This window comes from Agarivorans sp. 2_MG-2023 (assembly GCF_030548085.1).
Taxonomy (GTDB): domain Bacteria; phylum Pseudomonadota; class Gammaproteobacteria; order Enterobacterales; family Celerinatantimonadaceae; genus Agarivorans.
In genome coordinates this window covers 38,345-62,740 of record NZ_JAUORQ010000008.1, presented here as the reverse complement: position 1 = coordinate 62,740, position 24,396 = coordinate 38,345, and the positions used below count along the sequence as shown (strand labels likewise).

Below are 24,396 nucleotides of genomic sequence, written 5' to 3'. Positions count from 1 at the left end.
TACCGTTTTCCGCTCTTAAAAACAACAATAGCGATTAAAAAATGAACAGTTAATGGTAGTTTTTCATGCTAAAGCTGGATTCTTTCGCTAAAGCAGCTAGCCAAGTATACTGAGCGCAAGACCTTAAAGCCTGATGTTAATGGAACAACAACGCCAACAATTGCTTGATGCCCCCATCACGCCTCTTATCATTAAAAAAACCAGCCCCAGTTTTGTGGGCATTTTTGCGATCATTTTCTTTAACCTTGTTGATACCTTTTTTGTGGCTATGTTAGGCACCGATCAACTCGCGGGTGTGTCTTTCACCTTTCCTATTACCTTTGCGATAACCAGTATTGCCATGGGTTTAGGCATTGGCTTGTCGTCTCACGTTGGCAGGCTATTGGGCGCTCAGCAGCAACAGCAAGCAGCTCGCTTAACCAGCCACGGATTACTACTCAGTTTATTGCTAATAATACTCATCGCCAGCCTAGGGTATGTAAGCATATTTCCCCTTTTTAGCAATTTGGGCGCTGAATTACCGGTAATGCCTTATATCGAGCAATATATGCAGATTTGGTACTTATCAGTACCCTTACTGGTGGTTCCCATGGTGGGAAATGCCGCTATTCGCGCCAGTGGCGACAGCAAAACCCCCAGTATGGTGATGTTGGTAGCGGGCATTGTGAATGGCGTACTCGATCCCATTCTTATTTTTGGTTGGGGGCCGATTCCCGCAATGGGTGTGCAAGGTGCTGCGCTAGCCACAGCAATTGCTTGGGCACTGACCTTTTTAGTGGCGCTTTACTTACTAAAATTTAAACTTAAGTTGCTGCGCTTTGAATTATGCTCGTGGCAACAATTGCTTAGTTCTTGGCAAAAGCTGTTGAGCATTGCGCTACCCGCAGTGTTTTCGCAACTACTCACACCAATAGCAACTACCGTTACTTTAGTAATACTGGCCAGTGCTGGCACTGCGACGGTGGCGGCTTATGGTTTTGCAACTCGGGTTGAGGCCTTATTGTTTATTGGAGTAATGGCCATCAATTCAGTGATCCCTATGTTAGTGGGGCAAAATGTAGGCGCAGGCCAAGCGGCGCGTGCACAATATATTGTGCATCACGCTATTCGTTTGGCGGTTGTTTGGCAGCTATTGCTGGCAGTATTAATGTACTTACTGGCCCCAGTTATTAGCCAAAGTTTAAACCACGATGCAGAGGTGGCTGAGCTGAGCCAATACTATCTGCAGCTGGTGCCATTTTGTTACGGCATGATGGCAGTACCTTTGTTATTAGCACAAACTCTTAATGCGCTGGCTAAACCTTTGCTGGCGATGGCCATTAACTTAATTCGCTTATTTGGTTTTATGTTACCGGCTATCTACTTAGGTGCACTAATGGGAAGCAGTAAAATGATTTTCTTGGCAATTATTATTGCCCATACCCTAGCGGGTTTAAGCAGTTTACTGGTGCTTAGCTATTTAATGAAGCAAGCAAATTGGTGGGACACTAAGCAATAAAAAAAGGGCGATACCGAAGTATCGCCCTTTTTTAGTAGTCATATCGCTCAAATCCGTGAACGGGTAATTGCTCCCTGCAATCCTTTTTGACTTTTTTACACCAATCCTTAGTGTTTCCTCTTCCCAATTCCTTTGGGCTATCCTTTAGCCGTCTATGGCATAAGCATTCATCCTAAACGCTTGCTCTCTCCATCCTGGAGGTGTCCTTTACTTCATCCTGAAGCTGTTTGGTACTTTGCTTTCTAGCACGCCTGTGCTGACATCCTTAACTCATCTACCTTGATAAGTCTGCTCATCCTGAGCCTTGCTTCCTTTGTACCTTGGCATCTTGCCCTGACTCTTCCTAAGCCTTGGCTCGTCCTGATGGTTAGTACTTTACCGCTTTGACTGACGAATCCCAGTAGCCCCAAAGTTTATTTTTACTTTTTCTCGTTCAAGAAAAGCCCATAAAGCACCAAGCAACTGAAAAATAACAAATATTTTAAATAGCGAAAGTAAAAGCAGTGATATTTCTGAGCTTAGGTCGGGCAGATCTCTCACACCAAGGCTAGCGAATAAAGTAAAGCTGATACTGGCTTATAAAAGATAAAAAGTTACCAGCACCTATGCAAACCAACTAAAAAACTATTTGAACAATAAATGGCCCAGGAAAGCAGTAGAGGAGAAGTGAAATATTTAGCCTTAAGCAAAGAAAAAGGCGATACCGAAGTATCGCCTTTAAAGTAGTCATATCGCTCTAGTTCCCTGAACGTTAATTGCTCCCTGCAATCCTTTTTGACTTTTTTACACTAATCCTTAGCGTTTCCTCTTCCCAATTCCTTTGGGCTTTCCTTTAGCCTTCTATGGCATAAGCATTCATCCTAAACGCTTGCTCGCTCCGTCCTGGAGGTGTCCTGATACTTCATCCTGAAGCTGTTAGTATTTCGCCCTCTAGCATTCCTGTGCTGACATCCTAAACTCATCTACCTTGATAAGCCGCTCATCCTGAGCCTTGCGTCCTATATACCTTGGCGTCCTGCCTAATTCTTCCTGAATCCTTGCTCTTCCTGATGGTTAGTACTTTACCGTAGTCACTATAAAAGCCTAGCCACCCCAAAATAAAAAACACCAAACAAAACTATTACTTAAGGGGTAAAAAAAAGCTAAGTATTTGAAATATAAATACAAGCTAGATTACTTGCTGACAAACAAAAGGATTTATCCCGATAATAGAATGGTCGATCTCTCACACAGCTAAAGGAGGATCACCAGACAAGCATCTAACAGAAACAAACAAATAAGTGATTAAAACCACCATATAGACAAAAATGCAGTTTAATAATCTATTTAACAAGGTTAAGCAGATTTAAAGAGGTACAAAATAATAACTAACAGCACAAACAAAAAACCCAGCACTTGGCTGGGTCTTAGAAAAAGGTCGGGGCGACACTTACGTGTCGCCCCTAGTAGTCATATCGCTCAAATCCGTGAACGGGTAGTTGCTCCCTGCAATCCTTTTTGACTGTGTTACTACGTCCTGTAGTTATCCTTTTCTCAAATCCTTTGAGCTGTCCTTTAGCCTTCTATGGCATAACCGGTCTTCCATACCAGTTGCACGTCTCCTTCCTAGGAGGTGTCCCTTTACTACATCCTGTAGTTGTCCTTTTTAGCTCCTGCTACGTTTCTCTTCCTGATAAACGTCAGTGCCTCCGTGCACAAACAACTATACGGAAACTAATTTTTAGAAAAAGCCGATAAACAAAAAAACTTTCACTTTTTTACTTACAAAAACTGACAAAAACACTAAACCATTGTTTTTTATAATTAATTATTTTCAAACTTTGTAAGCTTTGCTGCTGTTAACGCACAAGCTTGTGAGAGATATCGCACACAGCTTGTAGTTAATAAGTAATTACTGACGGTTTTTGGCAAGCTTAGGCAGCGATAAATGATAACGAATAGCCACTAAACGAATGATAAGCGCGGTAAAAATGCAGGCGCTGGTGGCAAGTGTGGCGGAAAACTCTAAAAATAATGCCGCCACCCAGACCAAACCGCCAACAATACAAGCAGTGGCGTACACTTCTCTTTGTAATACTAAGGGAACTTGATTAGCCAGCACGTCACGGATCATTCCTCCACCACAAGCAGTAATAACCCCCATGGTAACGGCCACAATCATTGGCGCGCCATATTGCAGGGCTTTTTCTGCACCAATCGCCATGAATACCGCCATTCCAATAGCATCGGCCACTGGTAGTAACCAACGAGGCGGTGTTGGAAAGTTATTGAGTAATAATACCGAGCTTAAGCTGGCAATGAGAATAACCCAAAGGTACAAGCCATTTTCAACCCAAAATACTGGGCTGGCACCTAACGCCATATCCCGAATGGTACCTCCGCCAATGGCAGTAACGCAGGCCAAAACTAAAGCACCAAATAAATCCATTTTTCTGCGGCTAGCAATTAACACCCCAGAGATAGCAAATACTGCAGTGCCAAAAAGGTCGAGACTAAATAGGATGGTGTTGCCCAAAATGGATTCCTCAAAAAATTCGGCTGCAATTAGACAACAAGTCATGCTAACAATATAAGATACAGATCAAACAAAGCCGAACCCTGGCGAGCTCGGCTTATACCCTATGGCGATGGGCTTAATCGTAAATGGTTGGTATCGCTTGGCGTTTATGCTGCGTACGCTGATAAATGGCGATCAGCTTCTGTTCTACTTCAGCCTCTACCGCTCTACCTTCTAAAAAGTCATCAATTTGATCGTATGTTACACCTAGCGCCACTTCGTCTGGCAATTGTGGGCGGTCTTCTTCTAAATCTGCGGTGGGTGCTTTGCCAATCAACGGCTCTGGAGCCCCTAAGTAAGCTGCCACCTGACGAACTTGGCGTTTATTCAAACCAAAGATAGGTGCAATATCACAGGCTCCGTCGCCATGTTTAGTATAAAAACCGGTAAGATTCTCTGCCGAATGATCGGTACCAATCACCAAGCCACCCTTAAGACCGGCAATTTCGTACTGTGCCACCATTCGCATTCTGGCTTTTACATTGCCCTTGGCAAAATCTACCGCTGCTTGGTTTGGCATCGTTAAACCTGCAGCGAGTAAGCTTTCACTGGCACTTTGGTGTAAACCCTCGGTGCCGGCTTTAATGTTGGTAGTAACAACGTGAGAAGGTTTGATAAAGCTTAAAGCAAGCTGCGCATCGGCTTCGTCTTTTTGCTCTCCAAACGGCAAACGCATAGCGATAAAGCGATAATCTTGGCTATTAGTGTCTTTATTTAACTGTTCAACCGCTAGTTGAGCCAAACGTCCTGTGGTGGTTGAATCTACACCACCACTAATCCCGAGTATTAAGGTTTTTACTTTTGCTTGTTGTAAACGCTCTTTAATAAACTCGATTCGGCGTTTCACTTCATATTCTGGATCGATTTCTGGCAGTACTTTCATTTCTGCCAAGATTGCTTGTTTCATCTTCTTCCCCACACGAATAGTATCCCTAAAGGGCAATGTACTTGAGAGATAAAAAAAAACCAAGAGACAAGCCGATTTACATATAATTAAAACAGTAACAGCGGATTTAAACAGACATCTCACTCTTTTTAAGGATAAGCAACATGTTAAGACGCACTAAAATTGTCACCACCTTAGGCCCCGCCACCGACAAAGACGACGTACTTGAGCAATTAATTTTAAATGGCGCAAACATGGTGCGCCTAAACTTTTCCCACGGCACCGCAGAAGACCATTTAGCCCGCGCCAAACAAGTTCGCGAAATAGCGGCGAAACATAAAGTTCATGTGGCTATATTGGGTGACCTACAAGGTCCCAAAATTAGGGTATCTACTTTTAAAGATGGCAAAGTAAACCTTAACCTAGGTGACCAGTTTGTATTAGACAGTGAGCTAGGCAAAGGTCTAGGTGATGAAAAGCAAGTTGGCCTAGATTACAAACATCTACCAAACGACGTAGAGCCCGGCGATACCTTGTTACTTGATGATGGTCGTATCCAACTAAAAGTAACTGCCGTACAAAATAGCCAGGTAACCACTGAAGTAACCATTGGTGGCATTTTGTCTAACAACAAAGGCATTAACAAACTGGGTGGAGGCTTATCTGCTGCAGCACTTACCGACAAAGATAAAGCTGATATTCTAACCGCTGCAAAAATTGAAGTTGATTACTTAGCCGTTTCCTTCCCCAATAGTGGCGAAGACATGCACTATGCAAGACGGCTTACTCAACAAGCTGGCTTGGCCACAAAGCTAGTAGCCAAAGTAGAGCGCGCAGAAACCGTTGCAACAGAAGAAGCAATGATCGACATTATTAAAGCCTCAGACGCAGTAATGGTAGCGCGTGGCGATTTAGGTGTTGAGATTGGCGATGCCGAGCTCGTTGGCGTTCAGAAAACCTTAATTCGTTTAACCCGCAAATATAACCGAGCAGTGATTACCGCCACGCAAATGATGGAATCGATGATTAGCGCACCCATGCCAACCCGCGCTGAAGTCATGGATGTCGCCAACGCGGTACTCGACGGTACCGACGCGGTCATGCTTTCAGGTGAAACGGCCGCTGGTGAATACCCAATTGAAACCGTGCAAGCCATGGCAACCGTATGTTTAGGCGCAGAAAAGCAGCGCAGCATAAACGTATCTAAATACCGAATTAACGAGGTGTTTGAAAGCATTTCTGAAACAGTAGCCATGAGCACCATGTTTGCCGCTAACCATATGAAGGGCATGAAAGCGATTATCGCCTTAACGGAATCTGGCAGCACACCGCTGCTTATGTCGCGTTTAAGTAGTGGTTTACCGATTTTCTCTTTATCACGCCATGCCAAAACGCTCAGCCGCTGTGCGCTTTATCGCGGGGTTTACCCAATTCATTTTGATGAAAGCAGCGAAGATATTATTTCGGTTTCACACACCGCGATAGCTTTGTTAAAAGAGCAGGGTTATTTAAATAAAGGGGATTTAGTCATACTGACTCACGGTGATGTGTTTGACCAAACCGGCCATACCAACACCAGTAAAATTTTAAAAGTAAGCTAAAGGTATTGGCTTAACTTGCTCGGACTCACCGGGCAAGTTAATGCTGACGTAACAAAGTGGGCCCGCGTGCACCTTCAACCGGGCGATTAACCGACAACTTACGACCTTTCTTTATACCGGTTTGAAAATCAGGGGTTAACTGGCCCATTGAGGCTTTAATTTTAGCTTTAAAGGTTTCGCGGTCTAACTTCTCAAACATTTCATCTAAGTAGTCATCCATATGCTCGTTGCGACCATCGGTAACTAAGTCAGGAAGTTTTTCTAGCGCACCTTCTAACCATCCGGCAGTAAATGAGGCCACTCTGCGAGCAAGTGTTACGTTGTCAGTACCCGAACCAGCAAAACTATTACGGAACGACCCTACTTGCTGGTTCATTTCTCGGTAAACAATATCAAAAGCAAAAGCGGCAAATACTGCGCGTTCAGCTAAACCTACAAACTCAGCGCGTTTTAAGCCTTTGTGATTAATCAATACCGCTTCAACACCAAAGCGGCCATTAATACCGCGAATAATACGCAGGATGTTTTCACCAACATTAGCAGGCAGTAAGGTTTGGGTAGAGGTTTTGCCCATTTGAATCAGCTCAATATCGGCTTGATCTAAACCGTGTTTAAGCATTAAACGGTGGGCCATACGAATAGCTTGGGCGGCCTCATGTACATTTGAGGAGTTACCCAATTCTAAACACTTAGCAATTTTTTCTAGGGCACGTTGACGACTCACGAAACGGCTATAACCTCTGCTCAAAAATGAAGCGCTATTTTACTTATTTTAGCCAAATTTTCCAGCTATTCACGCAGCAACATAGCAGACCAAAACAAAAGGGCTTGGTGACAATCACCAAGCCCTCGTCTAATCCCTTAAAAAGGAACGATAAGTACTATTTTTCGATTTGAGCAGCCTCTGCGGTGGCAGGGTAAAAATGTACATCGCGCTGCGGGAATGGGATAGAAATACCATCGTTGTCGAAGCGCATTTTAACTTCTCGAGTAATATCCCAATACACATCCCAGTAATCGTCGGTTTTAACCCAAGGTCGCACGATAAAATCGACCGATGATTCGTTAAGTACGTGTAACTTCACCATTGGTTCTGGCTCTGGTAGCACCATTGGGTGTTTATCTAACAGCTCTTTAAGTACCGCTTCTGTTTTTTCAATATCGTCGGAGTAACCAATACCAAAAACTAAATCTACACGGCGTAGCTTTTGAGCAGTCACGTTTTTAATCACGTCTCCCCAAATTTTACTGTTAGGTATAACCAAGGTTTGATTATCAATAGTCAAAATGGTGGTTGATACCAAATTCATGCTTTTAACCTTACCAAATACACCACCACCAACTTCAACCATGTCACCTACATCGTAAGGGCGATAGATTAAAATCATCAATCCAGCAGCAAAGTTACCAAGAGTATCTTGCAGGGCAAAACCGATAATGAAACCGGCCACACCTAAACCCGCCAAGATAGGAGCCAGTGAGATGCCCACTTGGGCTAGCGCGAACAAAATACCTATAATAATCACAATCCGTGCTACTGAAGAAATGATCATATCTTTCATTAAAGACGACAAATTCAGCTTTGATGAATCTAAACTCTTGGTCATTAGCTTACGCACTAAGCGCGATAGCGAGCGGAACAAATAGTAAATAACCACCAGCAAAATGAGTTTAAAGATCCACTCACCACCATGCTCTACGAAATACTCGGTTAAGCGGTCAACCCAACGTTTAGCGATGCCACTAAGAATATTCACATCCAATACGTCAGTAGTAATTTGCCCGCCTAGCTTAAGTAAGGTTTGCTGATAGAACGAAGCATCAAAACCCAACTGAGTGAGTAGATCGACAGTAAGTTTAAAACTAACCCCAGCAACAGCGAGCTGCTCGGTAACCACCGCTAATTGGTCTTTTAAACTTTGGTCGTCAGGGGTAATTTTAATTAGCTTGCCTAACTCTTCGCGCTTTTTACCCACTAAGCCCACCATGCCAGAGAACGACTCTGCACGCGTGTATAGGTGGTCAACGGTATATTGTTTTTCGCTGGCAACATCAAAGCCTAGCGCTTGCTGATTAATAATTTGTTGAACCATGGCGGAATAAATTAAATCAGCACTTGATAGGTGTTCTATATAAAGCTGAAACGCTTTAATGCTATCTGCTTCTTCTTTGGCATAGTCTTCGTTAAATTGCTTTTGTTGCTTCTCAATACCGCTAACCAAATCTTGATTGTTTTGATTAATGATTTGCTCAACTTCAGCCAACACTTGCTTATCCGCTAGCCCTAGCGCATTTTGCTCGATCAAATATTGAGATAATTGATTAATGGTTTCAAAAGCATGCAAGTGTCGTTCTAACAAGCGATGTGAAATAGCGGCTTGTTCAATGGTGGAGACGGTATCTTGATTGGCTCTAATACGTTCAATCCGCTCTTGCTGGCGCTGATACTTATCCAGTAATAGAGAAGCTTGATCGCTCCCTGATTCTTGAGCGTAAACCGTATGTACTGGGGATGCGAGCAGTGCAACACCCAAGACAATCGCACTCCAATAGCGCATTAGTTCCTTTAACATCTTCTTCTCCAGCAAATCTATTAGCTTCAAAGCCAAACCACAGTGTTAATTAAAACACTCAAACAAAGTACAACTGTAAGCTAATAATAGAGACTTGTTAGTATTTTACTATCAGATTTAAGCGCTTATACTAACAAATAGCTCACATTGATAGTGACTAAGGTAGAAGTAGCCCTAATGAGAAGCTATTTCAAGCTCGTTACAAGGACAGTATATGAAAACCAAGCAGTGGCTATGCCTCGCCGCGTTAACAACAATGATTAACGCCCCCCTTAATGCTGGAGAATGGGTGATAAAAGCCGGTGGTTTTTGGGCTCAAACCGATTCCTCTATTTCCACTAAAGCATTCGATGGAAAGGACTTTGAGTTAGACTTTGAAGATCACTTAAACCTTGAAGAAACCCAGTTTCTTCCTTTCTTTGAAGCTGGTTATAAGTTTAACGAGCGCCACTATGTTTATGCGGATTGGCGACGCCTACACCGCCAAGCTAGAACCAAATCTACTTTTGGCTACACCCTTCCAGATAACCCTGATAAAGGCATAGTTGTTGGTGCCGCTATCGATACTCGTATGGATATAGACATACTACGCGCAGGTTATGGTTATTCGTTTTACAAGACAGATAAAGCGGAAATTGGTGGATCTTTAGGTTTGCACGTAATGTTCATTGAAATGGGCTTTAGTGGCGAAATAGCAGGTTGTATTGAAAACAACGGCACCACAATTTGTGATGGCGCAAATACTCAAGGAGAGGTTGTTGATAACTCAACTACAGCACCATTGCCAGATTTGGGTTTATGGGCAGATTACAAGTTAAGCGAAGATTGGACAGTTGGCGCACACACTCAGTTTTTCTATATCTCAGTTGATAATACTAGTGGTTATTTAGCTGATTTAAATGCCTCAGTTTCTTACCACATAAACCCAAACTGGGATGTGGAGCTGGGTTATAACTACTACTTAGTTGAAGCCAATTGGAATGACACCACGCTGAAATATAATTATCGTGGTCCAATGTTAAACGTTGCTTATAGATTCTAAAAAACTGGCCACAAACCTTTAGTTTGTGGCCAAACTATTTATATCAGTGACGCAATACCGTATTGCTTACCGTAGTTCTCTACCACAAAGTCGATATCTTTATCGCCCCTGCCTGACAAGTTAATCAAAATTGTTCCTTTAGCACCTTGCTTGGCGAGGTTAATTGCATGAGCAACCGCATGGGCAGATTCAATGGCTGGAATAATGCCTTCTAGTCGCGACAACTCAAAAAAAGCATCTATCGCTTCTTTGTCGCTTACCACTCCATATTGCACGCGGCCGAGGTCTTTCAGGTAAGCATGTTGTGGGCCTACGGCTGGGTAATCTAAACCACTGGCTACCGAGTAAACTTTCTCTGGTTCACCTTTATCATCTTTAAGCATATAGGAGTGAAATCCATGCATTGTGCCTGGCTCACCTTTGGTTAGGGTAGCAGCATGCTCGCCCACTTCATCTAAGCTTCGGCCTGCGGGTTCACAACCATGCATGGCGACGTTACTGTCTTCTAAAAAGGCGCTGAACAAGCCCATAGCATTTGAACCGCCGCCTACACAAGCCACCAAGTGGTCTGGCAGTTGGCCTTTCATATCTTGAAACTGCTGACGCGCTTCAATACCAATAATCGATTGAAAATCGCGAACCATCATTGGGAATGGGTGAGGACCAACCACCGAGCCAATAGCATATAACTGAGTATGCGGATCAGCCATATAAGCCTGGAAAGCACTATCTACCGCTTCTTTAAGGGTTTTTCGGCCATGAGTTGCAGGAATAACATTAGCGCCGAGGATACGCATTCTCACCACATTAGGGTGCTCTTTTGCAATATCCACTTCCCCCATATGAATATCACACTCTAAGCCTAATAGCGCAGCCGCCGTAGCCAACGCTACACCATGTTGGCCAGCTCCAGTTTCAGCAATGACTTTAGTTTTTCCCATTTTCTTAGCGAGCAGTACTTCGCCCAAGCAATGGTTAATTTTATGCGCTCCAGTATGGTTTAGATCTTCTCGTTTAAGGTAAATGTCGCAACCATAGGTTTGAGAAAGGTGTTGAGCATGGAAAATAGGGCTAGGGCGGCCAACATAATCTTGATACAAACGGGTTAATTCAGCTACAAACTCAGGATCTTGACGAATCTCTTGGTACGCCTGGTTAATATCGTTCATCACCGCTTGTAACTCTGGTGGAATAAAGCTGCCACCATACTCACCAAAGTAACCTTCGCTATTTGGTAGCGTGTGCTCAAACTGTTTATTCATGGTCTATCCCTACAGACAAAAGCCTAGTTATACCTAATAAAAGTAAGGATTTATGTGCGCTAGTTACAGCTTCAAAAGATTCAATTTTTTATAAAACGGTCCCTAAAACAAAAAAAGCGACCTAAGGTCGCTTTTTTAACAGAGTATTAATTAGTTAAGACTTTTTAACTGGTCGTTGCCAACCGCTAATATTACGCTGTTTGGTACGAGAAATAGCTAAGGTTTCTGGCTCTACATTGCTAGTAATAGTAGACCCAGCCCCTACCGTTGCGTTCTTACCCACGGTAACTGGCGCTACTAACTGAGTATCACTGCCAATGAATACGCCATCTTCAATAATGGTTTGAAACTTGTTTACACCATCATAGTTGCAGGTAATCGTGCCGGCACCAATATTCACTTTTGCACCCACCGTAGTATCACCTAGGTAAGTTAAGTGCCCAGCTTTAGAGCCTTTGCCTAATGTTGATTTCTTCATTTCTACGAAGTTACCCACATGAGCATCTTGCTCTAATTTAGCGCCAGGGCGTAAGCGAGCAAATGGACCCGCTGAAGCATCAGCCGCTAAGCTCGCTTGCTCAATAATGCTGTTGGCTTTAATGGTTACGTTATCGCCAATCTCACAGTCGATTAAAATGGCATTCGCTTCGATAGTTACATTGTTACCAATGGTAACTTTACCTTTAATAATAACGTTGATGTCGATGAAACAATCGTTGCCAATACTTAACTCGCCACGTAAGTCAAAACGATTAGCATCGGCTAGGCTCACGCCATCTCGCAATAACTGCTCCGCTTGCCCTTTCTGGTAGGCACGCTCTAAACCATTAAGTTGAACCCGGTCATTTACCCCTTGAACTTCAACAATAGAGTCTGGTTGAACCGCTTGTACCACGTTGCCTTCTTTCGTCGCCATTTCAATAATGTCGGTAACGTAATATTCACCCTGAGCATTATCGTTACTTAATTGAGCTAACCAACGGGTAAAGTCATTGCTGTTTGCCACTAGCACACCGGTATTTACTTCGGTAATAGCCAGTTGCTCTGGAGTGGCATCTTTATGCTCTACAATCGCTGCTACGCTGCCGTTTTCACGCACAATACGTCCATAACCAGTAGGGTCAGCTTGGTCAACCGTTAGCAAGCCAATACCATTGTTAGGTAAAGCTTCAATCAAACGCTGAATGGTTTGCTCGCTAATCAGTGGCGTATCGCCATATAACATCACAACCGGCTGATTAGCAGCGAAGTGAGGGGCCGCTTGTTGCATCGCATGGCCCGTGCCTAGTTGCTCAGCTTGTTCTACCCAGTTTAAACTTGGGTCTTGGATTTGCTGTTGAATTAAATCACCGCCATGGCCATAGATAAGGTGAATGGCATCTGGTTTCAGTTTTTTAGCGGTATCGATAACATGTTGCACCATTGGTTTGTCTGCTAATTTGTGTAGAACCTTAGGTAATGTTGAACGCATCCTTGTTCCTTTACCCGCAGCCAAAATCACGACACTAAAATTCATTTTGTTTCCTTTTTTACGGCTAATTTTTCCCAATTAACCAATCTGATTCGATAACCCAACAAGTGTAAGCGAAACTGATTCGCTTTGGAATTAGCGTTTAAACAAGCGCTGAATGGGTGAGCGAGTGTAGTCCCACAAATGATCGAAAATTTGCATTAGCTCTGGATTACCGTAGCTAGATAAGTTTAAGGCATGAAAACGGTTTTTCTCTGCTTTTAGCTGCTCGATTTTTTGCGTTAAGGCTGCTGGTGGCGCGGGAGCAATAAAATCTGATAGCACCACTAAATCAGCATTTTTATATTTGTCATCGAGCATCTGTTCGATGGCTCGTTCAAGCGCAGACGGCATATCTGTGCCGCCATGAAAACTATAAGACAAGAAATTGAGAACTTCTCGCAGACCATCTTTTTTAGTGAGTTCGTAGGTAATGAGTTCGGTAGAAAACATCACTACATAACAATCGCGCTCTTCCGCCAAGGCTATCTGCATCAAACCATAGGCTAGAGCTTTAGCGCATTTCTCAGGGAAACCTTCCATAGATCCCGAGCTATCAATAGCTAAAATAAACGGGCCTTTATCTAACATGGCTTGTTCAGCAGCTTTTTTGTGGGTTTTTACTTTGCGTAACTTACGCTGCTTACCCTGCATATGGTAATTCATTAATTGATGATCGACTAAGTGCTTATAGAAAATCACTTCGAGCTCAGGGTAGGCCAAAAACATGGTTTCATTGGGCAGTAATTTGGACAAATCATTACCTTCATGAATCCCCACAATATCGTCGGTCACTTGATCTAACTGTTCTTCAACCAGCTCAAGTTCTTCCACTGGAGCTTTGGAACTATTAGGGTCACTTACTTGGTCAGCCATTCTTCCCAGCTGCTCAGCTATTTTTTGCAAACCCTTTTGCCCTTTTAAAAAAGCGGCAAATTGCTGAAGCAGATTGACTTCAGTTTTACTGAGTTTAGCGGCAGCCATATCCCACAGACGGCCAAGTTTATTAGCGTCGCCAGACTCGGTCATTTCAGGCATCGCGTTTAAGGTATCAACTCGCTGATAGAGATCGGTTAACAAGGCTTGTTTGTGTTGTTTCACTTCATCACTTTGGGCTTGCTTAAGCTCAGCGGCAATGCTTTCAAACCATTGGTTGCAAAAGTAACTCTGAAACATAGGGCTGTAACGATGATGAGGGTGGGCGGCTAATTCGCTGGCTTTACCAAAGAAAGCCGAACAAACGCTGAGTTGTATAAGAATATCGTCCAGCCGTTTTACAAATTCAGTGCTTTCTAATTCAATAGACAATTGATAGAGCGCGATCTCTTCGGCAAACTTTTCTTCAATAGTCACTTGACCAAGTTGAGCGCGAATTTGGTTTTTCCATTTGCTCACTTGGCTTTTCATTGCGCTTTGAATACCAGGGCTAGATTCTGCAATCATCATTAGCTGCGGGCGCATCATCACTTCACGCACCGCTTCGTCAAGCAGCCCCGATTCGGCCAACATAACCCCAAATTGCAGGCTATCTAGCATAGATTATTCAAAAAACTCGTTAATATTGCGCATTCTGTAAGCCTGCTTGTCCAATAACTCACTCACTGCATTCACCATTTGATCCACTTCCATTAAGCTTATTTCAATCGCTTCTGGGAGTTGGTTAGCAATGAAATTATGCGGTAAAGCCCCGTGAAATTGACCACGACAACGCTTCAATTCAAATTCCGCTTGTTTGATGGTAGCCAATACCGCGTCAATTTGCTGCTGCCAACCTTTAACCAGCTCTTCTGCTAAAGCTTGCTGTTTAGCTAAACCGAGTAATAGCGGTCGGTTGGCAATATCTTTAATCACCAGCTGGTGGTTGATATCAATCTCAAATTGTAGTCGACATAATTCAGAACCTTGATTAATTCGACCCAGCATTTCACAACTGCCACTTTTTATTTTCTTAGTAAACTCTGCTGCATCAACGTATACCCAACGCGTTTCACCTTTATCTTTTTCACTCACCGCTAGGTTGCTTTGCAGAACCACTAACTTAAACAATTCACCGCCATGTTTGTTGGCGTAACGTTTAGCGTCGCCAAAATCAAACTTGTATTGGTCTTTACGCAAACCGGAGTCATGGGTGAACTGCACACGCAGTTGCTCACAAATATCGTCTACCGTAGCGTTATAGTGGCGCTCTGCGCCCTCTGCAAGCTCTTTAAGCTTAAGCTGGTCAAAGGCATGATTAACCGCATAATCACTGATACAGGTCTGTACAAATTGCCGATCTTCTAAGTTATGCCATAGACAGTCTTGTAGCAGGATGAGATCCAATGGATTGATTTCTGAACGACCATTAAAAAACGCACTGGTTTGCAGTAAGTGAACCGATTTTTTCCAGCGCCTGTCCGATACATACAAATCGCTAATAATGGTGGCATCGCCTGCAACTGGTGAGCCTTGTTCAATCAGGCCTTTAATCAGGTACATTTTTTCAAAAACGCTATCGCTCATGCTTACTTGGCCAAGTTGATTTTGCCAAGCTTGATACTCAGAATCCTTAATCACTAAGTGTTCAGGAATATCCTGCAGAGTTTGGTTGTCTAACAGTAGCGCTTTAAAGTTATCTTTGTGCTGAATGCGGTTTACAAATACCCGCAGTAACATACGGTCATAAAGTGCTTCTAAGCCGCTGTCTTCTTCGGGTAATTCATTAGACGCAGAGATAAGTAAGCGCATCGGTACCGGTAGGTTTTCATAGCTATTTCTAAAGGTACGCTCGTTAACTACGGTAAGTAGGGTATTAAGAATTGCAGGTCCGGCTTTCCAAATTTCATCGAGAAATACGATATGTGCAGTGGGCAAGTAACCTTCGGTTAAACGCACATACTTGCCGTTATCTTTGAGCTCTTGAATCGATAAGGGGCCAAACACTTCTTCTGGCGTAGAGAAGCGAGTCATTAGATAATCAAAAAAGCTTTGGCTTTCAAACGCTTTAACTAAACGTTTGGCAATCATGCTTTTGGCTATGCCTGGCGGACCCAATAGGAATACGCTCTCTCCCGCTAAGGCCGCTAATAAACATAACTTAAAGCTTTCTTCACGCTCGTAAATGCCCGCCGAAAGGGCCTTAATAAGGCCTTGAATACGCTCCGACAATAACGCTTTATTAGCCTGATTTAATGGCGCAATTGTTGCCATAACCATCCTTTGCCTTTTGGTCGCAAAGCTCTCGCTCTGTCAGCCAACTATTGTAAATGTACTAATTAACACTGTTAACTAGCGGTCTGTATTAAAACCTATAGTAGCGGGTAAATTGCGATCTTTCGTTGATGTTAACATCATTTTACACAGACAAAAAAGGCGCTCTGAGAGCGCCTTTTTATTATCAAACTAAACCTATCGGATGTTTTTTCCGAGGATTTCGATAACCTGAAGTTGAGCCATCGCTTTGGCTAATTCAACTTGAGCTCTCGCAAAATCCACATCGCTGTTTGGATTGCTAATGCTTTCCTCAGCTGCTTGTTTAGCTTGCTGGGCTTTGGCTTTATCGAGCTCGTTGCCTCGAATCGCGGTATCAGCTAGTACGGTTACATTTCCTGGTTGTACTTCCAAGAAACCACCCGAGATGTAAATCACCTCTTCGTGACCGTGCTGTTTTACCATGCGAACCATACCAGGCTTAATTGGGGTTAGTAGTGGAGCATGACCATGCAATACTCCTAACTCACCCTCTTCACCGGTTACTCGTAGATGTTCAACGCGACCCGAGAAAATCTTCTCTTCGGCGCTAACCACGTCCAAGTGAACTGTCATCGCTGCCATTTCAGCCTCCTGTTACGCCAATTGGCGAAGCTTACATATTTTTGGCGCGCTCAAGCACGTCATCAATATCGCCTGCATACAAGAACGCTTGCTCTGGAATATCGTCGTAATCGCCAGCCAATAGGCCTTTAAAGCTACGGATAGTATCTTTAAGCGGAATAAGTTTACCTGGGTTACCAGTGAAAACTTCGGCTACGTGATAATCTTGAGTTAAGAATTTCTCAATCTTACGCGCACGAGCTACGGTTTGTTTGTCTTCTTCAGACAATTCATCCATACCTAGAATCGCAATAATATCTTTCAATTCTTTATAACGTTGTAGTACACCTTGAACGCCACGAGCAATGTCGTAGTGCTCTTGACCAACCACTAGTGGATCTAACTGACGAGAGTTTGAATCCAATGGGTCAATGGCAGGGTATAAGCCCATAGCAGCAATGTTACGGTTTAGAGTAACGGTTGCGTCTAAGTGAGCAAAGGTGGTTGCTGGAGATGGGTCAGTCAAGTCATCCGCAGGTACATATACCGCCTGGATCGAAGTAATCGAACCAGTCTTAGTAGATGTAATACGTTCTTGAAGAACACCCATTTCTTCAGCCAATGTTGGCTGATAACCTACCGCTGATGGCATACGACCTAACAGTGCAGATACTTCGGTTCCGGCTAAGGTATAACGGTAGATGTTGTCGATGAACAACAATACGTCTTTACCTTCGTCACGGAACTTCTCAGCCATAGTCAAACCAGTTAACGCTACGCGTAAACGGTTTCCTGGTGGCTCGTTCATCTGACCGTAAACCATGGCTACTTTATCTAGTACCCCGGCTTCTTCCATCTCGTAGTAGAAATCGTTACCTTCACGAGTACGCTCACCAACACCAGCAAACACAGATAAACCTGAGTGTGCTTTAGCGATGTTGTTGATTAACTCCATCATGTTTACGGTTTTACCTACACCGGCACCACCAAACAGACCAATTTTACCACCCTTAGCGAATGGACAAATCAAGTCGATAACTTTAACGCCCGTTTCTAACAATTCGTTAGACGTAGCTTGCTCTTCGTAAGAAGGAGCAGCACGGTGAATTTTGTAGCGCTCTTCAGTCTCAATTTCACCTTTGTGGTCAATTGTATGACCTAGTACGTTCATAATGCGACCTAGGGTGGCTTCACCCACAGGTACTTTAATCGCGTCACCAGTATCAACCACTTCTAGGCCGCGACGAATACCTTCCGATGCACCCATACAGATACAACGAACTACGCCACCACCAATCTGCTGTTGAACTTCAAGTACGAGATCTTCGCCTTGAACTTCTAGAGCATTGTATACCTTCGGTACACTGTCATGTGGAAATTCAACGTCCACAACAGCGCCAATTACTTGGACGATGTTACCGTTACTCATGTTGATTCCTCTAAATATTTTTGCTTAATGCCTCGCCTTAAACGGCTGCAGCTCCCGCAGAAATTTCGCTCAATTCTTGAGTAATTGCTGCTTGACGTTCTTTGTTGTAAATCAACTGAAGATCGTCAATTAAATTACCCGCATTGTCGGTTGCCGCTTTCATTGCAACCATTCGTGCAGCTTGTTCACAAGCGAGGTTTTCTACCACACCTTGATAAACTTGAGATTCGATATAACGTACCAATAAACCGTCGAGTATCTCTTCGGCACTTGGTTCGTATAAATAATCCCAACTGCGAGACGCAATTTCTGGGTCATCTGCTTTAGGCAGCGGCAATAATTGGTCCATTGTTGGTTCTTGTACCATGGTGTTAACAAAATGGTTATACACCACATAAATGCGATCCAATTTGCCTTCATCGTAGGCTTCAAGCATCACTTTTACGGTACCGATTAGCTCTTCAACGGTTGGGTTATCACCCAAGCCTGAGTTTTGAGCTACCACATTGCCACCGTGGTTATTAAAAAATGCGGTTGCTTTTCCGCCAATAACGGCTAAATCAGCTTCAACACCTTTATCTTTCCACTGCTGCATGTCTGTAACAACTTTCTTAAACAAGTTAATGTTTAAGCCGCCACACAGACCGCGGTCAGTAGACACCACGATGTAACCAACACGCTTAGCTTCTCGTTCTACAGCATACGGATGCTTATATTCGAGTTTACCAAGCGCGATATGACCAATTACTTTGCGCATAGCTACTGCGTAGGGGCGGCTGCTTTCCATGCTGTCCTGAGAACGACGCATTTTACTCGCTGCAACCATCTCCATCGCTTTGGTAATTTTTTGAGTGTTTTTAACACTACCAATCTTACCTTTAATTTCTTTAGCGCCGGCCATATCTATTCGCTCCTATTCGTCAGGGTTGATTACCAAGATTGCGTAGATTTAAAGCTTTCTAACAAGCCTTTAATCGAAGCTTCAATCTCGTCGTTGTAATCGCCTTTTTCGTTAATAGACGCCAATAGATCAGCATGCTCGTTGTTAGCGTAAGCTAGCAACGCGGTTTCAAAATCAACAATCTTGTTAATTTCGATATCCATTAAGAAACCTTTTTCCGCTGCGTATAAACCTAGCGCCTGTTCAGCTACAGATAATGGGCTGAATTGCTTCTGCTTCATTAGCTCTGTTACTTTTTGACCATGGTCTAACTGCTTACGGGTTGCATCATCTAAGTCAGATGCAAACTGAGCAAATGCCGCTAATTCACGGTATTGCGCCAGTGCGGTACGAATACCACCAGACAGTTTCTTAATAATCTTAGTTTGTGCAGCACCACCAACACGAGATACCGAAATACCTGGGTCAACCGCCGGACGAGTACCAGAGTTAAACAACTGGCCTGTTAGGAAGATTTGACCATCGGTAATCGAAATTACGTTGGTAGGTACGAATGCAGATACGTCACCGGCTTGAGTTTCAATAATCGGCAATGCCGTTAATGAACCTGATTTGCCTTTAACTTCACCTTTAGTGAACTCTTCTACGTATTTCTCGTTAACTTGAGACGCACGCTCTAATAAACGAGAGTGAAGGTAGAAAACATCACCAGGGTAAGCTTCACGACCAGGAGGTCGACGTAGTAGCAATGAAATTTGACGATAAGCAACAGCTTGCTTAGATAAATCATCATAGATGATTAACGCGTCTTCACCGCGATCACGGAAGTATTCACCCATAGTACAACCCGCGTAAGGCGCTAGGTATTGTAATGCGGCTGAATCAGAAGCAGATGCTGCAACAATCGTGGTGTATTCCATTGCGCCATATTCTTCTAACTTACGAACAACGTTCGCGATAGTTGAAGCTTTTTGGCCAATAGCAACGTACACACACTTAATGCCAGAGCTTTTCTGGTTAATGATGGTATCTACAGCGATAGCTGTTTTACCGATCTGACGGTCACCAATAATCAACTCACGTTGACCACGGCCGATTGGAATCATAGAGTCAATCGCTTTAATCCCTGTTTGCACAGGTTTGTCTACCGATTTACGTTCCATTACGCCAGGTGCAATAACTTCGATTGGCGAGAAACCATCGTTGTCTACTGCGCCTTTACCATCAATTGGCTCACCCAGTGTATTAAGTACACGTCCTAGCAGGCCACGACCTACTGGAACTTCCAAAATACGACCAGAACTTTTAACTTTATCGCCCTCAGCTAAATCAGCATAAGGACCCATTACTACAGCACCAACAGAGTCACGCTCTAGGTTTAGTGCGATAGCATAACGGCTACCAGGAAGCTCAATCATCTCACCTTGCATTACATCGGCAAGACCATTAATACGAATAATACCATCACTTACAGAAACGATAGTACCTTCGTTACGAGCTTCACTGACAACTTCGAACTGTTCAATTCTTTGCTTGATCAGTTCACTTATTTCAGTGGAATTCAGTTGCATACTCTATTCCCCAATTACGCTTGCAGTGCGTCGGATAGTTTTGCCAATTGCCCTTTTACAGAGCTATCAATCACCAAATCGCCAGCGTGAACAATCACTCCAGCCATTAGCGAGGCATCAACACTACAGTTAAGCTTCACTTTGCGTGATAAACGCTGTTCCAAGGAAGCACTAATTTGCGCTTGCTGCGCGGCATCTAGTTCTGTAGCAGAAACAACATCAGCTGTTATCTCTTTAGCCAATTCGGCCTTGTACTCCAAAAATAGTGCTAACACAGCAGGCAACGCGTCTAAACGTGCATTTTCAGCCATTAACTTAATTAAGTTAAGGCCATGCTCGTTAAGCTGCTCAGCACATACAGTGGTAAACAAATTTACCAAAGTAGTTGCCGATTCCCTTTTCAGTTGCACAGAAACATGCTCGTTGGCTGCCACTTCGGCAACAAACGCTAACATTTCAGTCCACTCATCTAAGGCTTTGTGCTCAACGGCAAAATCAAACGCAGCTTTAGCGTAGGGACGAGCAATGGTGGTTAAATCAGCCATAAGCTCTACCTTTTATCCCTTATTTCAGCTCAGCGACTAGCTTATCAACAATATGCTTGTTGGCTTCTTTGTCGATTGAACGCTCAAGAATTTTCTCAGCGCCAGCGATGGCTAAAGCAGCAACTTGTGCACGTAACTCTTCACGAGCACGATTACGTTCTGCTTCAACTTCAGCATTACCTTGAGCAAGAATTTTCTCACGCTCTAGGTTAGCCAACTCTTTTGCTTCGTCGATGATTTGAATTTTGCGCTTATTAGCTTGCTCAACAATCACAGCAGCTTCCGATTTAGCATCTTTCATTTGCTCAGACGCTTTCGCTTGAGCTAATTGAAGATCTTTACCGGCACGTTCAGCGTCAGCTAAACCATCCGCAATTTTCTTTTGACGAGCTTCAATCGCGTCGATTAATGGTGGCCATACGTATTTAACGCAGAACCAACAGAAGATCGCGAACGAAATAGCTTGTCCAAACATGGTTGCATTGATATTCACAACGACACCTCCCTATTTGTTAGGAATCGAAGGATTAACCTAACAAGGCAACAAACGGGTTAGCGAATACGAAGAATAACGCGATACCCACAGCAATCATTGAGATCGCATCTAGTAGACCAGCAATAATAAACATTTTAGTTTGTAGTGCAGGGGCTAGCTCAGGTTGACGGGCTGATGCTTCTAATAATTTACCGCCTAAAAGTGCAAAACCGATAGCAGTACCAAGAGCGGCCATGCTCAGCATGATTGCAACAGCGATAATAGTAAAACCAACAACAGTTTCCATGAATTTCTCCAAAAGTATTTATTAGGTTAAAACAGTTTTTATTAAACTTAATTAGTGATCTTCATGGGCTAAGGCTAGATAAACTATCGTTAGCATCATGAAAATAAACGCCTGAAGCACAATGACCAGAATATGGAAAATTGCCCATGGAACAGAAAGTGTCCATTGAGCCCATAAAGGAACAAGTGCGGCAATAAGAATAAAGATCAATTCACCTGCATACAGGTTACCGAACAAACGCAAAGCGAGCGAAAATGGCTTGGCCAATAAAGTGACCGTTTCCAATAAGAAGTTAAAAGGAATAAAAGCCCAGTGATTAAAAGGTTGAAGCGTAAGCTCTTTAGTAAACCCTTTAACACCCTTCACTTTAATACTGTAAAAAATGATTAAACCAAACACGGCAATAGACATGCCTAATGTAATGTTTAAATCAGTGGTAGGTACAATTTTAAAGTACTCAGCGCCCATCAGTCCGGCGACGTGGGGTATAAAGTCAACAGGGACTAAATCCATCAAGTTCATGAGGAAAATCCACACGAAGATGGTTAAGCCAATTGGCGCAATAACACGGTCAGTGCGATGGAAGGCATCTCGTACCGCCCCATCAACAAACTCAACCATCATTTCAACAAAACATTGAAACTTGCCAGGTACGCCAGTTGTTGCTTTTTGCCCAGCCTTATAAAAAAGAAATAAGAACAAGGCACCCAAGCCAACTGAAAACAGGAGTGAATCAATGTGCCAGGTCCAGAACCCTGCATCCTTACAAGCGTAATTAAATGCCAGACCGCCATCGGCCATACACATTTGAGCGTTTGTCAGGTGGTGCTGGATATAGCCTGAAACGTTACCTTCAGCAGCCATTTATCATCCTATTTTTGTTACTAAGAAAAATAGAGGCAGTCCATTGCGTTAACGTACTAAGTATAAAACCAAGCAATAGGGCCAAAGGCTCTACATTTAGCAAGGCAAATACCAGTATGAACATTATGGCTGTAAGAGAAAGTTTTACGACTTCCCCGAGATAAAAACTTAATACTACGTATTTTTGATGTCTAGCGCCGACAAACATAAATGCCATCAACGTAAACAACGCATTTGGTAGTAAGAAGATCAAACCTCCGATTAACACAGAAACAGCGACGTCTTTATCAAAAAAGAAACCACTTTTAAGTGTTAGCAGTGCGACAAACCCTGTCTGAAAAATAACAAAATATAGCGCCTTAAGGCGAACTTCTGTTGTTAAAGACCCAGACATTCTCGACCTCTACTAGTTTTTACATTTAACCCATTACCTAAAAATAGGTAAAAAGGGCTTGCGAAAAAGCCTAATGATTATACGTTGAAAGTGTGGTTTTGCAATCAGTAGCGGTGCCCAAGACACTAATTTGTAACAGGCTATATAAACAAATAGCGGTTATTGTTAAATTTTGTGTTACAAACCAGTGATTTTGGTCATTTTAAGGTGAAAAGAAGGTAAGTGAGATCAAAGAAATGTAGGCGAAGATAGTTTATAAAAACTAAAGTGTTTCATCAGAATCGATGAAGAGCGCCAAAATAGCATCTAACTCATCCAAATTAGCATAATCAATAACCAGTTTTCCTTGGCCTTTCTTATTTTGTTGGATTTTAACGCCAGCTCCTAACCGTTCGCTTATTCTTTGCTCTAGTCTGTTAATGTCTGGATCAACTTTAGCTTCGGGTTTAGGTGCTTTAGGGTTCAAAACAGTCTTAACTAGCTTTTCAGTATCACGCACCGTTAAGCCTTTGGCTGCCACATTTCGAGCCGTTTCAGCTTGAGTTTCGCCACTTAACGCCAGCAACGCACGAGCATGACCCATTTCAATGTCGCCATGCTCCAGTAAGATTTTTACGTCTTCGTCTAAGCTATTTAAGCGCAATAAGTTAGTCACGGTTGTACGTGATTTCCCCACAGCTTCAGCCACTTGTTGGTGGGTTAACTCAAACTCGGTCATTAAGCGATCTAGCGCCACCGCTTCTTCCATGGCGTTAAGGTCTTCACGTTGAATGTTTTCAATCAGCGCAATAGCAACTGCATTTTCATCACTAACGTTCTTAATTAAACAAGGTACTTCATGCAGGTGAATTTGCTGTGAAGCACGCCAGCGGCGCTCTCCGGCAATAATTTCAAACTGGTTTTCACCCAACTCACGAACCACAATAGGTTGAATAACACCTTGTGCTTCAATCGAATGAGCGAGTTCTTCAAGGGCTTCTGCCGACATGTCTTTACGCGGCTGGTATTTTCCAGGACGTAGCCATTCAATGGGTAATTTGCGTAAATCTCCGCGGTTTTGATCAACGGTTTGTTGATTAGAATCGGCTTTTGTATCTTCTTCAACTTGGCGTTGACGAGCGTTATTACTGGTACTCAGTAATAAGTCTAAACCTTTGCCTAATCCACGTTTTCTCGCTGACATGTCTTT

21 protein-coding genes are annotated in these 24,396 nt (G+C 43.2%); 3 read left to right on the top strand and 18 right to left on the bottom strand.

What is annotated here, in order from left to right:
- Positions 1-139: 139 nt before the first annotated feature.
- On the top strand, positions 140-1,498 hold the full coding sequence (locus tag Q4549_RS13290; RefSeq protein WP_303552690.1) for an MATE family efflux transporter: 1,359 nt from the start codon (positions 140-142) through the stop codon (positions 1,496-1,498).
- 1,891 nt (positions 1,499-3,389) lie between these two features.
- On the opposite strand, the gene Q4549_RS13285 is transcribed toward Q4549_RS13290, so the two are convergent.
- Both Q4549_RS13285 and nadE read right to left on the bottom strand, forming a co-directional pair.
- Positions 3,390-4,013 (bottom strand): trimeric intracellular cation channel family protein, encoded by a 624-nt coding sequence (locus Q4549_RS13285; protein ID WP_137673514.1) that lies wholly within the window; start codon positions 4,011-4,013, stop codon positions 3,390-3,392.
- Positions 4,014-4,131: 118 nt separating this feature from the next.
- A complete protein-coding gene (nadE, locus tag Q4549_RS13280; RefSeq protein WP_303552691.1) occupies positions 4,132-4,962 on the bottom strand; it encodes an ammonia-dependent NAD(+) synthetase in 831 nt (276 codons plus the stop codon).
- A 143-nt stretch (positions 4,963-5,105) separates the two neighbouring features.
- On the opposite strand from nadE, the gene pyk reads away from it, so the two are divergent.
- Positions 5,106-6,542 carry a pyruvate kinase gene (gene pyk, locus Q4549_RS13275; RefSeq protein ID WP_303513170.1) on the top strand — a complete coding sequence of 479 codons (1,437 nt, stop codon included), beginning with the start codon at positions 5,106-5,108 and terminating at the stop codon, positions 6,540-6,542.
- 37 nt (positions 6,543-6,579) lie between these two features.
- Here pyk and Q4549_RS13270 read toward each other — a convergent pair whose 3' ends face one another.
- Together Q4549_RS13270 and Q4549_RS13265 are read right to left on the bottom strand one after the other, a co-directional pair.
- The gene (locus tag Q4549_RS13270) at positions 6,580-7,266 is read right to left on the bottom strand and encodes a DUF2786 domain-containing protein (RefSeq protein ID WP_137673517.1); all 687 of its coding nucleotides are present in this window, start codon (positions 7,264-7,266) and stop codon (positions 6,580-6,582) included.
- 157 nt (positions 7,267-7,423) lie between these two features.
- Positions 7,424-9,115, bottom strand: coding sequence for a mechanosensitive ion channel family protein (locus Q4549_RS13265; protein ID WP_303552692.1), 1,692 nt, complete (start codon positions 9,113-9,115; stop codon positions 7,424-7,426).
- A 214-nt stretch (positions 9,116-9,329) separates the two neighbouring features.
- On the opposite strand from Q4549_RS13265, the gene Q4549_RS13260 reads away from it, so the two are divergent.
- The gene (locus tag Q4549_RS13260) at positions 9,330-10,157 is read left to right on the top strand and encodes an outer membrane beta-barrel protein (RefSeq protein ID WP_303552693.1); all 828 of its coding nucleotides are present in this window, start codon (positions 9,330-9,332) and stop codon (positions 10,155-10,157) included.
- A gap of 38 nt (positions 10,158-10,195) precedes the next feature.
- Here the strand turns inward: Q4549_RS13260 and trpB are convergent, their stop codons facing one another.
- The 14 genes from trpB to Q4549_RS13190 form a co-directional block, all read right to left on the bottom strand.
- Positions 10,196-11,419, bottom strand: a complete 1,224-nt coding sequence (gene trpB, locus Q4549_RS13255) for a tryptophan synthase subunit beta (RefSeq protein ID WP_303552694.1) — start codon at positions 11,417-11,419, stop codon at positions 10,196-10,198.
- A 154-nt stretch (positions 11,420-11,573) separates the two neighbouring features.
- Positions 11,574-12,935, bottom strand: coding sequence for a bifunctional UDP-N-acetylglucosamine diphosphorylase/glucosamine-1-phosphate N-acetyltransferase GlmU (glmU, locus tag Q4549_RS13250; RefSeq protein WP_303552695.1), 1,362 nt, complete (start codon positions 12,933-12,935; stop codon positions 11,574-11,576).
- A 90-nt stretch (positions 12,936-13,025) separates the two neighbouring features.
- Positions 13,026-14,465: an ATPase RavA stimulator ViaA gene (gene viaA / locus Q4549_RS13245; protein ID WP_303552696.1), complete on the bottom strand. Its 1,440-nt coding sequence runs from the start codon at positions 14,463-14,465 to the stop codon at positions 13,026-13,028.
- A gap of 3 nt (positions 14,466-14,468) precedes the next feature.
- Complete coding sequence (locus Q4549_RS13240) at positions 14,469-16,118, bottom strand: ATPase RavA domain-containing protein (RefSeq protein WP_137673523.1); 1,650 nt, start codon at positions 16,116-16,118, stop codon at positions 14,469-14,471.
- A gap of 198 nt (positions 16,119-16,316) precedes the next feature.
- Positions 16,317-16,742 carry a F0F1 ATP synthase subunit epsilon gene (locus Q4549_RS13235; RefSeq protein WP_137673524.1) on the bottom strand — a complete coding sequence of 142 codons (426 nt, stop codon included), beginning with the start codon at positions 16,740-16,742 and terminating at the stop codon, positions 16,317-16,319.
- A 31-nt stretch (positions 16,743-16,773) separates the two neighbouring features.
- Complete coding sequence (gene atpD / locus Q4549_RS13230) at positions 16,774-18,150, bottom strand: F0F1 ATP synthase subunit beta (protein WP_137673525.1); 1,377 nt, start codon at positions 18,148-18,150, stop codon at positions 16,774-16,776.
- 37 nt (positions 18,151-18,187) lie between these two features.
- Positions 18,188-19,051: a F0F1 ATP synthase subunit gamma gene (atpG, locus tag Q4549_RS13225; RefSeq protein ID WP_137673526.1), complete on the bottom strand. Its 864-nt coding sequence runs from the start codon at positions 19,049-19,051 to the stop codon at positions 18,188-18,190.
- Between the two features lie 29 nt (positions 19,052-19,080).
- Positions 19,081-20,622, bottom strand: a complete 1,542-nt coding sequence (gene atpA / locus Q4549_RS13220) for a F0F1 ATP synthase subunit alpha (protein ID WP_137673527.1) — start codon at positions 20,620-20,622, stop codon at positions 19,081-19,083.
- A 14-nt stretch (positions 20,623-20,636) separates the two neighbouring features.
- The gene (atpH, locus tag Q4549_RS13215) at positions 20,637-21,167 is read right to left on the bottom strand and encodes a F0F1 ATP synthase subunit delta (protein ID WP_303552697.1); all 531 of its coding nucleotides are present in this window, start codon (positions 21,165-21,167) and stop codon (positions 20,637-20,639) included.
- Positions 21,168-21,186: 19 nt separating this feature from the next.
- Positions 21,187-21,660: a F0F1 ATP synthase subunit B gene (gene atpF / locus Q4549_RS13210; RefSeq protein WP_137673529.1), complete on the bottom strand. Its 474-nt coding sequence runs from the start codon at positions 21,658-21,660 to the stop codon at positions 21,187-21,189.
- A 34-nt stretch (positions 21,661-21,694) separates the two neighbouring features.
- Positions 21,695-21,949 (bottom strand): F0F1 ATP synthase subunit C, encoded by a 255-nt coding sequence (atpE, locus tag Q4549_RS13205; protein ID WP_137673530.1) that lies wholly within the window; start codon positions 21,947-21,949, stop codon positions 21,695-21,697.
- A 51-nt stretch (positions 21,950-22,000) separates the two neighbouring features.
- Positions 22,001-22,813 (bottom strand): F0F1 ATP synthase subunit A, encoded by an 813-nt coding sequence (gene atpB, locus Q4549_RS13200; protein ID WP_137673531.1) that lies wholly within the window; start codon positions 22,811-22,813, stop codon positions 22,001-22,003.
- Positions 22,803-23,207, bottom strand: a complete 405-nt coding sequence (locus Q4549_RS13195) for an ATP synthase subunit I (protein WP_137673532.1) — start codon at positions 23,205-23,207, stop codon at positions 22,803-22,805. Before Q4549_RS13195 ends, atpB begins: the two co-directional genes overlap by 11 nt.
- Positions 23,208-23,469: 262 nt before the next feature.
- Positions 23,470-24,390 (bottom strand): ParB/RepB/Spo0J family partition protein, encoded by a 921-nt coding sequence (locus Q4549_RS13190; protein WP_137673533.1) that lies wholly within the window; start codon positions 24,388-24,390, stop codon positions 23,470-23,472.
- Between the last annotated feature and the right edge of the window lie 6 nt (positions 24,391-24,396).

Bases quoted from the DNA above. Each gene is read 5' to 3' on its own strand.
- Q4549_RS13290 (WP_303552690.1), top strand. From the start codon at position 140: ATGGAACAACAACGCCAACAATTGCTTGATGCCCCCATCACGCCTCTT.
- nadE (WP_303552691.1), bottom strand. From the start codon at position 4,962: ATGAAACAAGCAATCTTGGCAGAAATGAAAGTACTGCCAGAAATCGAT.
- pyk (WP_303513170.1), top strand. From the start codon at position 5,106: ATGTTAAGACGCACTAAAATTGTCACCACCTTAGGCCCCGCCACCGAC.
- Q4549_RS13265 (WP_303552692.1), bottom strand. From the start codon at position 9,115: ATGTTAAAGGAACTAATGCGCTATTGGAGTGCGATTGTCTTGGGTGTT.
- Q4549_RS13260 (WP_303552693.1), top strand. From the start codon at position 9,330: ATGAAAACCAAGCAGTGGCTATGCCTCGCCGCGTTAACAACAATGATT.
- trpB (WP_303552694.1), bottom strand. From the start codon at position 11,419: ATGAATAAACAGTTTGAGCACACGCTACCAAATAGCGAAGGTTACTTT.
- glmU (WP_303552695.1), bottom strand. From the start codon at position 12,935: ATGAATTTTAGTGTCGTGATTTTGGCTGCGGGTAAAGGAACAAGGATG.
- viaA (WP_303552696.1), bottom strand. From the start codon at position 14,465: ATGCTAGATAGCCTGCAATTTGGGGTTATGTTGGCCGAATCGGGGCTG.
- Q4549_RS13240 (WP_137673523.1), bottom strand. From the start codon at position 16,118: ATGGCAACAATTGCGCCATTAAATCAGGCTAATAAAGCGTTATTGTCG.
- Q4549_RS13235 (WP_137673524.1), bottom strand. From the start codon at position 16,742: ATGGCAGCGATGACAGTTCACTTGGACGTGGTTAGCGCCGAAGAGAAG.
- atpD (WP_137673525.1), bottom strand. From the start codon at position 18,150: ATGAGTAACGGTAACATCGTCCAAGTAATTGGCGCTGTTGTGGACGTT.
- atpG (WP_137673526.1), bottom strand. From the start codon at position 19,051: ATGGCCGGCGCTAAAGAAATTAAAGGTAAGATTGGTAGTGTTAAAAAC.
- atpA (WP_137673527.1), bottom strand. From the start codon at position 20,622: ATGCAACTGAATTCCACTGAAATAAGTGAACTGATCAAGCAAAGAATT.
- atpH (WP_303552697.1), bottom strand. From the start codon at position 21,167: ATGGCTGATTTAACCACCATTGCTCGTCCCTACGCTAAAGCTGCGTTT.
- atpE (WP_137673530.1), bottom strand. From the start codon at position 21,949: ATGGAAACTGTTGTTGGTTTTACTATTATCGCTGTTGCAATCATGCTG.
- atpB (WP_137673531.1), bottom strand. From the start codon at position 22,813: ATGGCTGCTGAAGGTAACGTTTCAGGCTATATCCAGCACCACCTGACA.
- Q4549_RS13195 (WP_137673532.1), bottom strand. From the start codon at position 23,207: ATGTCTGGGTCTTTAACAACAGAAGTTCGCCTTAAGGCGCTATATTTT.
- Q4549_RS13190 (WP_137673533.1), bottom strand. From the start codon at position 24,390: ATGTCAGCGAGAAAACGTGGATTAGGCAAAGGTTTAGACTTATTACTG.